10 protein-coding genes are annotated in these 15727 nt (G+C 42.6%); 3 read left to right on the top strand and 7 right to left on the bottom strand.

The window, feature by feature from the left end:
* Positions 1 to 68: 68 nt before the first annotated feature.
* The 5 genes from baeR to ACGF63_RS02700 are packed head-to-tail and all read right to left on the bottom strand — an operon-like array spanning position 69 to position 9598.
* Entirely contained in the window at positions 69 to 773 is a 705-nt protein-coding gene (baeR, locus tag ACGF63_RS02680; RefSeq protein WP_036849297.1) for a two-component system response regulator BaeR, read from the bottom strand.
* Entirely contained in the window at positions 770 to 2158 is a 1389-nt protein-coding gene (baeS, locus tag ACGF63_RS02685; protein WP_387628775.1) for a two-component system sensor histidine kinase BaeS, read from the bottom strand. The genes baeR and baeS overlap by 4 nt, the downstream gene beginning before the upstream one ends.
* A complete protein-coding gene (mdtC, locus tag ACGF63_RS02690) occupies positions 2155 to 5241 on the bottom strand; it encodes a multidrug efflux RND transporter permease subunit MdtC (protein ID WP_387628650.1) in 3087 nt (1028 codons plus the stop codon). The genes baeS and mdtC overlap by 4 nt, the downstream gene beginning before the upstream one ends.
* Positions 5238 to 8384 (bottom strand): MdtB/MuxB family multidrug efflux RND transporter permease subunit, encoded by a 3147-nt coding sequence (locus ACGF63_RS02695; RefSeq protein WP_152961777.1) that lies wholly within the window; start codon positions 8382 to 8384, stop codon positions 5238 to 5240. Before ACGF63_RS02695 ends, mdtC begins: the two co-directional genes overlap by 4 nt.
* Positions 8384 to 9598 (bottom strand): MdtA/MuxA family multidrug efflux RND transporter periplasmic adaptor subunit, encoded by a 1215-nt coding sequence (locus ACGF63_RS02700; RefSeq protein WP_152961778.1) that lies wholly within the window; start codon positions 9596 to 9598, stop codon positions 8384 to 8386. Before ACGF63_RS02700 ends, ACGF63_RS02695 begins: the two co-directional genes overlap by 1 nt.
* Positions 9599 to 9984: 386 nt before the next feature.
* Between ACGF63_RS02700 and ACGF63_RS02705 the strand changes: the two genes are divergently transcribed.
* From ACGF63_RS02705 to ACGF63_RS02715, 3 genes are all read left to right on the top strand, one after another.
* Positions 9985 to 10914, top strand: a complete 930-nt coding sequence (locus ACGF63_RS02705) for a nucleoside hydrolase (protein WP_387628653.1) — start codon at positions 9985 to 9987, stop codon at positions 10912 to 10914.
* A 26-nt stretch (positions 10915 to 10940) separates the two neighbouring features.
* The gene (gene add, locus ACGF63_RS02710) at positions 10941 to 11933 is read left to right on the top strand and encodes an adenosine deaminase (RefSeq protein ID WP_152961780.1); all 993 of its coding nucleotides are present in this window, start codon (positions 10941 to 10943) and stop codon (positions 11931 to 11933) included.
* 85 nt (positions 11934 to 12018) lie between these two features.
* On the top strand, positions 12019 to 12690 hold the full coding sequence (locus tag ACGF63_RS02715; RefSeq protein WP_387628655.1) for a Crp/Fnr family transcriptional regulator: 672 nt from the start codon (positions 12019 to 12021) through the stop codon (positions 12688 to 12690).
* Positions 12691 to 12779: 89 nt separating this feature from the next.
* Here ACGF63_RS02715 and ACGF63_RS02720 read toward each other — a convergent pair whose 3' ends face one another.
* Complete coding sequence (locus ACGF63_RS02720; protein ID WP_152961781.1) at positions 12780 to 14312, bottom strand: asparagine synthetase B; 1533 nt, start codon at positions 14310 to 14312, stop codon at positions 12780 to 12782.
* A gap of 35 nt (positions 14313 to 14347) precedes the next feature.
* Positions 14348 to 15703 carry a 3-phosphoshikimate 1-carboxyvinyltransferase gene (gene aroA, locus ACGF63_RS02725; protein WP_036849315.1) on the bottom strand — a complete coding sequence of 452 codons (1356 nt, stop codon included), beginning with the start codon at positions 15701 to 15703 and terminating at the stop codon, positions 14348 to 14350.
* Positions 15704 to 15727 lie beyond the last annotated feature (24 nt).

A 15727-nucleotide genomic window follows, 5' to 3' on the forward strand; every position in this document is an offset into this window, starting at 1 on the left:
TTTTAATATAGCTGAATTTCTGACCGGCGAAAGGTTGAGAGAAATTTAATTCGGTTAAAGTGTGACAGTTATAACAAACGGCATATATCCGCTTCCCACCGGTAACCCAGTCCATAAATAGAGCGAATGAACGTTTTACTGTTGTCCAATTGGTCCAATTTGCGACGCAGATTTTTAATATGGCTATCAATAGTACGGTCTGTCACGATCCGGTGATCGTCATACAAATTATCCAATAATTGATCGCGGGAAAACACTTGCCCTGGACGACTGGCCATCGTTTTTAATAACCGGAATTCAACCGGTGTCAAATCCAGTATTTTATCGCAGTAACGTGCCTGGAAGCAGGCTTCGTCAATGTGTAGATCACTTTGTCTGACAATATCCTGCGGCCGGTAACAGCGGCGAAGAATGGTTTTAACTCGCGCGACAATTTCACGCGGGCTGTAAGGTTTACAAATGTAATCATCCGCTCCGATTTCCAGCCCCAATAAACGGTCAATTTCTTCCGTTTTGGCGGTAACCATAATAATCGGCACGTCAGAGAAGCGGCGGATTTCCCGGCAGACAGATATGCCATCACAACCTGGCAGCATCAGATCCAGCAATATAATATCTGGATTATGTTGCTGTACATGGGGAACAACTTGATCACCACGCAGTAACCATTGAGTTTCGTAATCAGCCGCGCGCAGGTAATCAACCAGCAACTGGCCGAGTTTTGGCTCATCTTCAACAATCAGAACAGTATAATGGTCAGATTCTGTACTCATATCGTTTCACTGTCAGGGGATTCAGTTAGCGGCAATTCTACGATAATTCTTAAGCCACCTAAAGGTGAGGGTTCAGCACAGATCGTACCGTTATGTGCTTCAACGATGTTATAGCAAATAGCCAGCCCAAGCCCTGATCCACCACTGGCGCGGTTTCGTGAGGATTCGCTGCGGTAGAATCGTTCAAAAGCCCGTTGGCATTGCTCGGGTAACAGGCCAGGCTCGCTATCCTGCCAGTTCAATATAAAGCGATTATTAGCAGAATACCCCTCAATAGTCAGTTTTCCATTATCAGTGGTATAGCGAAGGCTGTTTTCCAGCAAATTATGAAAAAGCTGGGTCAATCTGCCTGGATCAGCAAACATCATGATAGTTTCAGGCAGTTTAACATCCATCTGAATTTGCTTATCAAGGAAGCGTCCACGATAAGACGCGATAGCCGCCTGAATTAACTCACTGATATTGATAAATTCTTTCCGGTATGCCAGCGCTCCGCGATCTGATAACGAGAGCTGGTGCAGATCATCAACCAGTTTGGTCAATGTGGTGATCTCTGCCAGTAACGAATTCAGTGTTTCGGGTGTTGGTTGGCGAACGCCATCCTGCAAAGCTTCCAGTTCACCGCGCAATATGGAAAGGGGGGTGCGCAATTCATGGGAAATATCTGCCATATAATCGCGGCGCATCTGCTCATTTTTTTCCAGTGTACTGGCGAGCTGGTTAAAATTGTGGGCAAGCTGACCGATTTCATCTTTACTTGATGGTGTTACCCGAACACTGAAATCGCCCGACGCCAGTTTATGTGTCCCTTCGACCAGACGCTTAACGGGTTTTAACATGCCGCGGGATAACAATAGTGTGGCGATGCTGGCCAGCAGAGTAGACAAACTGGCAATTATCCAGCTTGTCAGTTGTTGCTGGCGATCAAAACTGATATCTGCTTGACGGGTAATTTTGTCTGATGAGCTGACAATGACCCAGCCAACGACCTGATGATTAGAGGTGATCGGTTTGCGATAAGTATCTTCCGGAATTTTACCTTCATGACCGGCCAGCAGTTTCATATCCTTGTCCACGACCCAGAATTGAGTTCGCCAGCCACGAGGCGGTGGACCTTGGCGGCTTTCACTGGTTTGTTCAATGGAACGAATGATTTGAAAAATGATCCGGTCATTTTTCTTTAAGAATTTCCAGCTATCATATTGTTGATATTGTTCAGCCAGTGCTTCAGCCAGCATAGATGTACGTAACTGGATATTTTGTTTTATGTAACCCATAAAACCATGTTGAAAGCTGCTTCTTACGCCCCAGTGCATGGTGATAAGTACCAGCATGCAAGTGGCGAAGATAGCCATAAACAGCTTACCGCTGATCCCTGGTTTCATCGTTGCCCCGCAATCTGTTTGGTGGCATGCCGTTGTTGCCATTTCTCCCTCAGCCGATCAAAACAGAGATAGACAACCGGTGTGGTATATAGCGTCAAAAGCTGGCTCATGACCAAGCCACCAACGATGGTGATTCCCAATGGTTGGCGCAATTCCGCTCCATCACCACTGCTCAAAACCAGTGGCAGGGCACCAAACAAGGCGGCCAGTGTAGTCATCAGAATTGGGCGGAAACGTAACAGGCTGGCCTGGAATATCGCGTCACGGGCGCAGAGATTACCGTTACACTGAGTTTCAATGGCAAAATCCACCATAATAATGGCATTTTTTTTCACGATACCAATCAACAACATGATGCCTATTAAAGCGATCAGGCTGAATGGTGTGTCAAACAGTTCCAGCGCCAGCAGGGCACCAATCCCGGCAGAAGGCAGAGTAGAAAGAATGGTCAGTGGATGGATATAACTTTCATATAATATCCCCAGTACCAGATAAACAGTCATAATGGCAGCCAGGATCAAGAATAATTGTGATTTCAGGGTTTCCTGAAAAATCTGGGCGGTGCCGGCGAAAGTGCCGCGAACCGTTGAGGGCACACTCAGTTCGGTCATGGTTCTTTCAATCGCATTAATAGCGTCGGAGAGGGTATAACCTGTCGGTACATTGAAAGAAATAGTAGACGCAGCAGAAAGCCCCTGATGATTTACACTTAACGGCGCGTTAGCCGGTTGCCAGTGGGAGAAATAGGAGAGTGGAACCGCGTTTCCTTGATTATTTATCACAAACATTTTTTCCAGTGCGCTGACATCCTGCGTATATTCCGGGGCAACTTCCATCACAACTTTGTACTGATTTAGTGGCTGATAAATAGTGGATATTTGTCGCTGACCAAAAGCATTATTCAGCAGGCTATTTGCTTCACTGACATTAATTCCCAGTCGTGACATGGTGTCACGATCATAGATTATTGCCATTTCAGCCCCTTTATCTTCTTTATCGGAATTAACATCGGTCAGTTGGGGCAGTTGCCCTAATGCTTTACGAATAATGGGTTCCCATTTGCGGAGATCATTGAGGTCATCTGCCAGCAAGGTAAATTGGTAGCTGGCATTAGACTGACGACCGCCAGCCCTGATATCTTGTACTGGAATCAGAAACAGGTTTGCCCCCGGTTCATTGGCAAGTTTAATTCTCAGGTGTGAAATAACCTGTTCGGTACTGTCTGAGCGCTCTTTCAATGGTTTCAGAGAGATAAACATAAAGCCATAATTGACCCGTTCACCACCAGTGAAACCGGTAACGCTGTCTACCGCGGGATCGGCATCAATTACCTGCATAAAATTTTTCATTTTTTCACTCATAGACTGGAAAGAGATACTTTGATCTGCCCGGACAAACCCAAACAACCGGCCGGTGTCCTGTTCTGGGAAGAAAGTTTTTGGGATATTGATATAGAGCCAAATATTCAGGGCAATAATGCCAGACAGGATTAACAATACCCAACGGCTATGATTAAGAGTCCACATTAGAGAGCGCCCATAGCCTTGTTGAATTTTCAACAGAACTTTACCGAATCCACGGATTCTTTTCTGTGCTTTGGGTGGTTGGGATTTCAGTAAATGGGCGCACATCATCGGCGTCAGTGTCAAAGAAACCAGCAATGAGATGCCGATTGATGTGGTTAAGGTGATGGCAAATTCACGGAATAGCCGACCGACCAGTCCATCCATTAGCAGAAGTGGGATAAAAACGGCGACCAGCGAAATACTCATAGCAATAACAGTAAAGCCCACTTCCCGGACACCACGCAGTGCGGCTTGCATTGGTTTGATACCGGCTTCAAGGTGGCGGGAAATATTTTCCAGTACCACAATCGCATCATCCACCACAAATCCCGTCGCAATCGTCAGAGCCATCAGGGAAAGGTTGTTCAGACTGAAACCGCACAGATACATGGCGGTAAATGTTCCAATGAGTGAAACGGGTACCGCCATTGCCGGGATCAACGTTGCCCGGCCAGAACGTAAAAACAGAAATACCACCAGAATCACCAGCCCGATAGCAATCACCAGCGCCCGTTCTACCTCAACCAATGAAGCGCGAATCGTCGGTGTGCGATCTTGAGCTACTTTAAGCTGAATAGAGGCAGGAATGGATTCACGCAATGCCGGTAATTGTTCACGGATCCGGTTTACTGTGGCGATAATATTTGCACCGGCTTCACGGCGAATGATCAGCAAAATAGCCGGTTTACCATCAGACATGCCGGCTGCTCTGACATTCTGAACAGAATCTTTTACATTCGCGACATCCTGCAATCGCACCGGTGAGCCGTTATTATAATGAACGATTATCGGGCGATAGCTTTTGGCTGTTTTTAACTCATCATTGGTTTGAACTTGCCAGCGTTGTTGCTCGGAATCCACATAGCCCTGTGGACGACGAACATTGGCATTGCTGATCGCTTTGCGCACCGTATCCAGAGAAACACCCTGATGAAATAGAGCACTGGGATCCAATTCAATTCTTACTGCGGGTAATGAACTGCCGCCAACAGAGACTTCACTGACGCCTTCAACTTGTGCAATTTTCTGAGCCAGTTGAGTAGACGCAAAATCATAAAGCTGCCCCTGATTATAGGTATCAGAAGTCAGTGTCAGGATCATAATCGGTGCGTCGGACAGGTTTGCTTTGTAATAACGCGGTCTGCTGGGCATACCAGAAGGCAACATACTTTGGGCAGCATTCAGAGCTGCCTGTACATCCCGTGCCGCGCTGTTAATATCACGACTCAGGTCAAATTCAAGTGTGATATTGGTATTGCCAAGGGAGCTACTGGATGTCATTTCATTGACACCGGCAATTCGGCCTAAGGCACGCTCCAGCGGAGTCGCGACAGATGAGGCCATTGTCTCCGGTGAGGCACCCGGTAATGAGGCATGGACGGAGATCACCGGAAAATCCACTTGCGGTAAGGGAGAAACCGGCAACAGGGTAAACCCCAATAGTCCGCACAGGGTTATGGCTAAACTTAATAGCGTGGTGGCAACCGGGCGCTGGATAAATAAAGCAAAGAATTTCACCGCGGCTCCTGATGATCAATGGATGAAATATCCGGTACTGAGAACGTGCGGTTGCGGCGATAGTGCGCCAGCCGGTCAAACAGTAAATAGATCACCGGGGTGGTAAACAGCGTCAGGATCTGGCTCATAATCAGTCCACCCACCATACAGACACCCAGAGGACGACGTAATTCGGCACCTGCACCGATGCTGAACATCAAGGGTAGCGCGCCAAGCAATGCTGCCATTGTGGTCATCAGTATCGGACGAAAACGCAATAAACATGCCTGATAAATTGCTTCGTAAGGGGATAATCCTTGTTCGCGCTCTGCCGCCAGTGCAAAATCGATCATCATGATGGCATTTTTCTTCACAATACCTATCAGCAAGATAATGCCGATGATCGCAATAACATCCAGTTCGTGACCTGCCATGATCAGTGCCAGCAGTGCACCCACTCCTGCGGTTGGCAAAGTGGAGAGAATTGTCACCGGATGGATAAAGCTTTCGTACAGGATCCCCAACACGATATACATGGCGATGACGGCAGCTGCGATCAGCCACAAGGTATTACCCAGCGCGCTTTCAAATGCCAACGTTGCTCCCTGGAACTGGGTGGTCATGTCTTTGGGCATTTTGATTAATTGCGTGGCATCACGAACCGCATTGACTGCCTGTTCAAGAGAAGCGTTTTCGGCAACGTTGAAAGAAAATGTTGCTGCGGGGAATTGCGCCAGATGGTTAATTGCCAATGGGCCAAATCTTTGTTCAACAGTAGCGATAGCCCTGAGGGGGACGGTATTGCCGTCAGTTCCGTTGAGACGGATGTTATCAAATGCTGCCAGACCTGGAGTTGATGTCACATCATGTTCCAGTACAACCCGGTATTGATTAGCCTGAGTATAAATTGTTGAGATTAGCCGCTGGCCGAACGCGTTGTAGAGTGCGTTATCTACGGCTGCCATTGAGATGCCTAATCGGCTGGCGGTGTCTCTGTCCACTTTGACATAGGCGATCAGCCCTTGGTCTTGCCAGTCACTGCTGACATCAACCAATTCTGATCTCTGTTTCAGTCCAGCCAGTAATTTGGGCACCCAAATACCCAGTTCATTCAGGGACGTCGCCTGTAATGTAAATTGATATTGGGTACGTGTAACCTGAGTGTCAATCGTCAGATCCTGCATGGGTTGCAGATAGAGTTTTACGTCGGGTATAGACGCAATTTTTTCCTGCAAGCGTGGAATAATTTCGGCGATTCTGTCATCACGCTGATTGAGTGGTTTTAGTGTGATTTGCAACCGGCCATTATTCAGTGTTGGGTTGCTACCATCAATGCCGACAAATGTAGTGATATTTTCCACTGCCGGGTCTTGCAACAATAAAGATGAAACCTGCTGTTGTTTATCCACCATTGCCGCAAAGGAGATGGATTGCGGCGCTTCCAGTGTTCCCTGAATCAGCCCGTTATCTTGCAATGGAAAAAATCCTTTTGGAATAACGAGATAAAGCAGGGTAGTCAGTGCAAGGGTGCTCAAGGCGACGCTAAGTGTGATCCACGGATGGTCCAGCGCTTTTTTCAGCCATACGGCATAACCGGCAATTGTCCGTTCAAAAAAGCGTTCACTGGCCTGCTCAAAACGATTGTGTTTTACCTTTGATTCTGGTTTGAGCATTCTGGCGCACATCATAGGTGTCAATGTCAGTGAGACAACAGCTGAAATCAGAATTGCCACGGCCAGAGTAATAGCAAACTCACGGAAAAGGCGGCCGACGATATCGCCCATAAAAAGCAGCGGGATCAGCACTGCGATTAAAGAGAAAGTCAGGGAGATAATGGTAAAACCGATTTCACCTGCGCCTTTCAATGCGGCTGCCATCGGTTTCTCCCCTTGTTCTATATAGCGGGAGATATTCTCGATGACCACAATGGCATCATCCACCACAAAACCGGTGGCAATAGTGAGCGCCATTAGTGTCAGGTTATTAACGGAGAAACCGCAGAAATACATCACTGCGAACGTACCGATCAGTGAAAGAGGAACAGCAATACTTGGGATAAGTGTGGCGATACCGTTGCGTAAAAACAGGTAAATCACCATAACAACCAGTGCAATCGCCAGTAATAGCTCAAACTGAACATCTTTCACTGAGGCACGAATCGTTGTGGTGCGGTCGGTCAAAATTTTCATATCGACAGATTTCGGTAAACTGCTGCTGAGTTCCGGCAACATTTGACGAATATTATCCGTGGTTTTAATCACATTAACACCCGGCTGGCGCTGGATATTAATCACAATTGCCTGTTTGTTATTTGCCCATGCGCCCAGTTTCGTATTTTCGGCCTCTTGCTCAATGGTTGCTATGTCTTGTAACCGCACCGGCGCACCTTTTTTATAGGCAACGATCAGTTTGCGGTAATCATTTACTGACTTCATTTGATCATTGGCCGAAAGCGTGACAGAACGGGTCGGGCCGTCAAGACTGCCTTTAGCGGAGTTAACGTTGGCATTGTTGATAGCGGTACGGATAGTTTCGCTATCCAATCCCTGTGCGGCGACAGCCTGAGCATTCAACTTCACTCTGACCGCCGGGCGCTGACCGCCGGCTAGTGTCACTAATCCAACACCATTTACCTGTGAAATTTTCTGTGCGATACGGGTTTCGACCATATCCTGAATTTGCGTCATCGGCATCGCCTCAGAGGTGACGGCCAGCGTTAGGATAGGGGGATCTGCGGGATTGACCTTGTTGTAAATGGGAGGATAGGGCAGGTCATTTGGCAATAAGTTACTGGCGGCGTTAATGGCCGCTTGTACTTCTTGCTCGGCAACATCTAATGGCAAAGTCAGCTGAAATTGTAATGTGATAACGGAAGCTCCGCCGGAACTTTGGGATGCCATCTGTTTAAGGCCGGACATCTGTCCAAGCTGGCGTTCCAGTGGTGCGGTGACTGCGGAGGTCATCACATCAGGGCTTGCGCCGGGGTAGAGTGTGACAACTTGAATTGTGGGATAGTCTACTTCCGGCAGCGCAGACACCGGTAACATGCGATAACCGATAATTCCTGCCAGCAGGATTGCCACCATGAACAGTGTGGTGGCAACGGGTCGCAGGATAAACAAGCGTGATGGCCCGCCGCCTGGAATTTGGGAGTTTACCTGCATCAGGAATTCTCCGTTTTGCCGTGTTTTTGCGGCTGAATCTTATTTGCCATCGGTGTGACAATATCCACCTTAGCGCCATCTGTCAGGCGATCGATACCATCAGTCACCACTTTATCACCCGCCGTCAGGCCGGTATTGATAACAACCCGCTGTGTATCCTGCAATTTGACTGAGACCAGATGTTTGCTGACTTTATTATCTTTACCCAATATCCAGACAAAATTCCCTTCATTACCCATTTGCAGAGCCGCATTTGGGATCACCACTGCGTTTTCCAGCGTATCAACTTTAATACGGATATTAACGAACTGATTCGGGAACAGAATGTCACTTTGATTGGCAAAACGGGCTTTCAGCTTAATGGTGCCGGTAGTCGCATCGATTTGATTATCAATACTCAGTAATTTTCCTTCGGCAAGTTGTTGCTGGTTGTTGCGATCCCATGCGCTGACAATGACATCATGATTCGCTTTCTGAGCTTGCAAAACGGCATTGATATCGTTTTCGGGTAATGAAAACAGCACATCAGCCGGATCTGTTTGTGTGATAACAACAATAGGCGAATTATTGCCACTGGCGATAAAATTCCCTACATCGATCTGTTTCAGACCCACCCGACCGGAGATGGGCGCAGTAATACGACTGTAAGTGAGTTGGAGTTTTGCACTGTCAATTGCGGCTTGATCAACTTTCAGATTGGCTTCATGTTGGCGGACAAGTGCACGCTGATTATCCATTTCTTGTTGGGAAATCAGTTTAGTGTTTGCCAGTTTCTGGTAGCGGTTTAGATCCTGACGGGCATTCGCCAGTATTGCCTCGTCTTTGGCAAGTTGGCCTTTGGCTTGTGCTAACTGAACCTGAAAAGGACGAGGATCAATTTCTGCTAATAAATCACCTTGTTTAATCTGTTGACCTTCCTGAAAGTGCAGAGCCATAAGTTGACCTTCAACCCGGCTGGTCACGATAGCGGTATTGGCGGCCTGAATGGTGCCGAGTCCAGTCAGAAAGCGGGGTACGGTCTGCTCTTTTACGGTGGCAATTTGAACAGGAGGCAACGGAGGGTGCCTTAAACCAGAGGATTGATCCGATGCGCCTGATTGTTGAAGGGCCGAAGGCGTTTTAAATTGGTGCCAGATAAATATAGCGGCAGCGATGGCAACAGCGGCCAGTACTGCACGGAAAAGGAGGATACGGCGTTTATTATTTTTATTCATCTCTTCGACATGCTCTCAAATGCAAGATGTTGCTTAATTATGTCCGACTGTAATAGCGGTTTAATCGTATTCTATTAGTTTAGCCAGTGAGGATAGGCTAAAAAATGGAGGAAATGTGGAAAATATGTCAAGAAAGCGCTTTTTAAGTCAAATTAAGGTTTTTTTTGTCAGTTTCTTCGAGACTGCTCCAAGAATTATGTAAATGACCGCAGCTTGTTACTTTCATTTTTTTGCAGTTATTGGATGACATATTTTAATTTTTCATAAAATTCATGATGATTATAAAACAGAGGGAAAATGGAATAATACCAGAAAAAGGTCATATGACTTTTTTTTCAGGGAACTTATAACCTAATGTAAGGAGCATGATATAAGAGAGGTATGTGATGAGACACTTTATTATCGATACAGATACGGCTTCCGATGATGTGGTTGCATTGCTAATGGCGCTTCGTGAGCCATCAGTCTTTATTGAAGCTATCACTATTGTTGCAGGTAATTGTGTTATTGATCAGTGCAGAAAAAATGCATTAATTAGTATCGAAAAATCGGGGACATATATTCCTCCGGTATATGAGGGAATGAGTAAACCGTTATTTAGAGAACGCTATACTTCACATCATATTCATGAAAAAGATGGCATGGGTGATATGAATTTACCGGAATCATCATTAGTATCAGAGGATAAACATGCAGTAGATGCAATTATTGATATTGTAAGAAAATTTCCTGGTGAGATAGAGATAATTACTTTGGGACCACTGACAAATTTAGCGATGGCGGTGTTAAAAGAACCTGATTTATATAAGTTGGTCAAAATCGTTTATATCATGGGTGGTGCTGGATTGAAACCAGGTAATATTACCCCCTTAGCCGAATTCAATATTTATGCAGATGCTGAGGCAGCACATATTGTGTTGAACTCTGGATTACCTCTTGTTTTTTGTGGATGGGAGTTAGGTATGGAAGACGATTTTATTAATGAATTCGATATGGATAAATTAAGTTCTATAAGTGATCTTGGTCAATTTGCTGTGAGATGTAATAGGACATTGATGGAATTCAATGAAGGAAGGTGTGATAAGAAAGGGTTTGATTTGCCTGACCCCATAACAATGGCGGTTGCTTTATATCCGAATGAAATGATAGTCGATAAATTAGCGGTGTATGGCTATGTTGAGTATCAGAGTGAACGTTCATATGGGCATTTAGTGATTGATTCAACTCATCTTCTCAATAAACCTCATAATATGACGGTCATTACGAAAATTAAAGGCAATGTATTTAAGCATAAATTGTTTACACTGTTATCGTGAATTCTAATGCTATAGGAGGATAAAAAATGAGTTTTAATCCTGATTTACTGAAGAAAGTCGAATTACATACGCACCTTGATGCGGGGTTGAGTTATCATTTCATCAAAAAACAGGTTCCGGATATTACCCAAAAATTATTTCGTGAAAAGTATATCGCGCCTGATAAATGTCATAATCTAGGCGATTTCTTAAGTAGAATAGGCCCTTCATTAGATCTGTTGCAAAAAAAGAATGTGATAGCTGATGCTGTAGAAGATCTTTTTAGACAATTAAAAAACGATAATATAGTCTATGCTGAAATTAGATTCGCCCCTTTACTTCACCTTCGCCTGGGATTAAGTGATTGCGATATTGTTGAAACTGTTCTGGTGGCAATGGAAAATTCGTCGATTAAATATGGCATAGAGGCAGGTTTAATATTATGTACCTTGCGGCATTTTTCAGAAGATCAAAGTTTGAGAACAGCTTATCTTGTAAATAAATATTCTCATTATGGTGTCGTTGCTCTTGATCTTGCTGCTGATGAGGCAAGATATCCGCTTAATGCTCATTTGAAAGCATTCAGACTGGTATTGGAAAATGGCGGAAATGTTATTGCGCACGCAGGAGAAGCAAAGGGAGCTGAAAGTGTGCGTGAGACTATGAATAAATTAAATATTTCTCGTATAGGTCATGGAGTAAGAAGCATTGAAAATCAAGGTGTTATTGATTCTCTTATAGAAAGAAATATACATTTAGAAATATGTCCGACATGTAATATTGTTTGCGATATTTATGATACTTATGAAAACCACCCGGTTAATATTTTAAAGCAGATGGGGGTAAATATTGGTATTAATACAGACACCAGAACAGTGGCAAATATAACTTTATGTGAAGAATATTTAAAGATTAATAGATGTTTTAATTGGCAGGATAGTGATTTTATTGAAACGAATTTGAATGCATTACACGCCTCATTTTGTAGTAAAGAACTGAAGAATAAATTGGAAAAAGAAATAGTGATATTGCAATGGTAAAAAATTGGCAGAGAGTCAATGGAAATTTCTTAAATGTCATAATATACTTGGTCATGGCGTGATTTAAGAAAAGGGTAGGTTCAATATGTGCCGGGATAAAGAAAGAAAATTAACGTATTATGTGGATAAATATCATCTTGATAAGATTATTTCACCAGAGCTTATGGAGAAATCAGATGTGGTAGAAATAAAGAAAAATGTTTATCTTACACATCAATTATCAAAATTTACTCATCTCTATATTTTGGTTGAGGGTAAATTGAAAGTTGAATATTATAATATTAATGGGAAATTCTTTGTTTTTGCATTAGCCACTCCACTTTTTCTTATTGGCGATTTAGAGCTTTTTCATTCCCAGGGAGATAGCATAATGAATACTATCTCTGCTCAGGAGCCGTCAGTACTCCTATCAATGCCCTTAGAAAGGGTAAAAATATTTGGTTTAACGGATCCTCGATTTCTTGAATTTGTTTGTAAGCAACTCAGTAATAAGCTTTTTGAATCTTCTTTATTGCAGTCTGGCGCATTCTTGACTGTTGAAGATAAATTAAAGAGATTTCTTTATTATAACGCGAAAAAAAAGGGTTCGATATTTGTATTAGAAAAAAGAGAGAATTTAGCTGCTATTCTCGGGGTTTCAGTTAGACAATTAAATCGGGCGATTAAAAGCTTGAATGAGAAAGAGATAATTATGTCAAAGAATAAACAGGTTAAAATTATTGATTGTAGACTTTTTGGTAATAATATTGAATTTTAAACAATGAAAATTAAAATCCATATATTCTATCTCAAAATAGCTGCATTGTTAGCAGGATGAACAATGCAGCTATAAATGAAGTGATAATATTACGATATGAAATTAAAGTAACCAGATTCTGAGAAATCTTTGCCGGATTCTTTGAAACGTTGCTTCGGTAATGGATAACCAAAAGAGAGATATTTTTCAGCAAAATACAGTGAGCTTTGATTGGTTAATCCAATAGAATTAAGATTTTTAACAATGTTATTTGGCAGATCGCATTTAATATCTTTAACATAATCAATGATAGTATTTTTTACACCGCTACCATCCGGCATTCTTATTTTTGGCCGGTCAATAATATATTCAGGTATTTTTCCTCTGAATGCTTCCCGTAGAATATGTTTTTCTACTCCGTTACTCAGTTTGTAAGAAAAATCCAGGCTTAAAACATAAGGAACCAGTTCTGAGTCCATAAATGGCACTCTTGCTTCAACGGTATTTCTCATGCTTGCCCGATCAACTCTTTGTAAATCAGTCCTGTGAAGATTATTTAATCGATAGAGAGAGAGATTATGGGGTTCTGTATGCGTTTTAAATAAATCATAGCCGGCAAAAATTTCATCGCTACCTTCTCCACATAAAGCGATTTTAAAACCAAGGCGATTAGCAATATAGTAACCAAAATGAGCAATAGTCGAGTCAATAGCATCAATTTGTTCGAAGAATTCACCGTAATAAACTGAATCTTGGATATTATTTATTAATTCTTCCTGGGTAAAAGTATATATAATATGTTTTATATTATTTTCAGAACAATATCTTTGGGCGATCTCAATGTCCTTTGAGCCGGGTAAACCAAATGAGATTGCCGTAACATCGTGGTGATATTTTTTGGCGAGATAAAGCACGATGGTACTGTCTATACCTCCGCTAAACATAATTGATACGGGCAGATCTGTATCAACTCTCTTTTTGACAGCATTATCTAAAAGTGAGTAGATTTTTTCTTTTGCCTGTTCGAAATTATCGCTGCTTGCTAAGATAGTTGAGTTATAGTGAATATATTTCTCACTGGTAAAGCCATCGAAAATTGAACCGGGTTCAATGGGTTTAATTTCTGAGCTAAACCCGATCAATGATTTTATTTCTGACGCCACATACCAATTACCTTCTTTATGAGTGTAATATAGCGGCTTTATACCAACATGATCTCTGCCTAGTAAGAATTTATTATTCTTATTGTCAAATAGAATAAAACTAAACATTCCGTCCAATTTTTTAATAAATGATTTTCCATAGCAAATATAAGCAATCAGGGCGACTTCAGCATCTCCACCATTTTTAAATTGATAACCTTGTTCAATTAATTCATTCCGAAGAGACTTATAATTATAAATCTGACCATTCAGAACAAGATGAAGATCATGTTCTTGATTTGAAATAGGTTGATATGCTGAGTCGCGTTCGACAATAGCAAGCCTGTTTGTGGCGATTGAAAAGTTATTTCTGACAATTTTCTCATTAAAACGAGATAAATCACCCCGATGAGATATTTTTGACATTATAGTCTGTAGCTTATTCTCAATATCATCGATAAGCTTGTTTTCTGTATTAAAAACACCACCAATTCCACACATAGTGAATTCCTTTGGTTAAGAGTTATCAATGATATTTAAATGTCTTCTGGTATAGGGCTGGAATATTTTAGTTCATTTACATTGGCACCTAATGTGGAGATCTCGGAGAAATATTCAGGATAGGTTTGACCAACATGATATGGTTCACGAATAATGAGCGGTGCATCACAATGCAAACCTACTGTCGTGAGAGCCATGATTAATCCATGATCGTAATGACCATCAACGATAACGCCGCCTTTATATCCATATGGATTGCCATAAATAATTAATTGATCCAGTTTCTCTTCTGATCTGACACCTATTTTGTCTAATTCCCGTCGAAAATCAGAAATTCTGTCTGATTCTTTATAACGGATATGTTCAATGTTATAAAAAACGCTCTTACCCTCGGCAAACGCCGCTAATGCGGCGAGGGCAGGTACGGCATCGGGTGCCAGTGAACCATCGAAATCCTGCGCTTTTATTGCTCCTCCGGAGCGAATATTGAGACAATCTTCCCGGATAAAGTTGATTTTAGCTCCACCGTTAATTAAATAGTTCACAACGGCCCCATTACCTAATTCCTCCTCAAAGAAACCGTTCAGGGTGACGTCAGAATTAAGTGAGGCACAAAGTGCAAGGATTGCCGCAGTACTGGCTGGATCGGCACCGACATTAAATTCTGATGCGATAAATCGACTATTTCCTGTGGTAAAGAAATGGCGGAATTCGTCATCATATTCAATATTAATACCGGCCTTACGCAGGTTATTAATTGTAGTATGCACCATTGATGGTGCGGTTATTGTATCGGTCACTTTTATATGGAGATCCTGTTCACTAATGGCACCTAAATAAAGTAATCCACTCAGGAATTGAGAACTTTTTCGGCATGAAACTTCAGTGTAACTACCGATGTTTCTGTTTGATTTAATACTTATCGGCAAATGTGAATCGGGTCCAACGGCGGTGCATTGAATGTTGAGTAATTTTAGTGCATTAACCATTTCTGATTGTGAGCGGGTGCCAAGAGAATAGCTGTAATCTGTAATAAATTCGACATCAGGCAGATAACCGGATACTCCCATTAATAGCCGTAATACCACGCCGGAATTACCTGGATTGAATATGATTTTTTTATTAATTTTTTTAACGTTTATGCCTGTTACGATGGTCCTTGAAATCTCATTATTAAATGATGCGCCTAAACGGGAACAATTTAATTTCATCGCTGTTGTGTTGTTCCCTGATGCCATGTTATTTATTTTACTTGTTCCTTCCGTCAATGATGCTATTAGGATGGCACGGGTTGAGGAACTTTTGGATGCCGGTAAAGTTATTGAGCCGTTTAATGACTTGGTGTTATTTATTTCAATAAATGGCGGATGATTATTTCCATAGTATTTCATATTTTTATCTCGTTTTTACATTGT

This window comes from Photorhabdus sp. RM322S (assembly GCF_042879395.1).
GTDB lineage: Bacteria > Pseudomonadota > Gammaproteobacteria > Enterobacterales > Enterobacteriaceae > Photorhabdus > Photorhabdus khanii.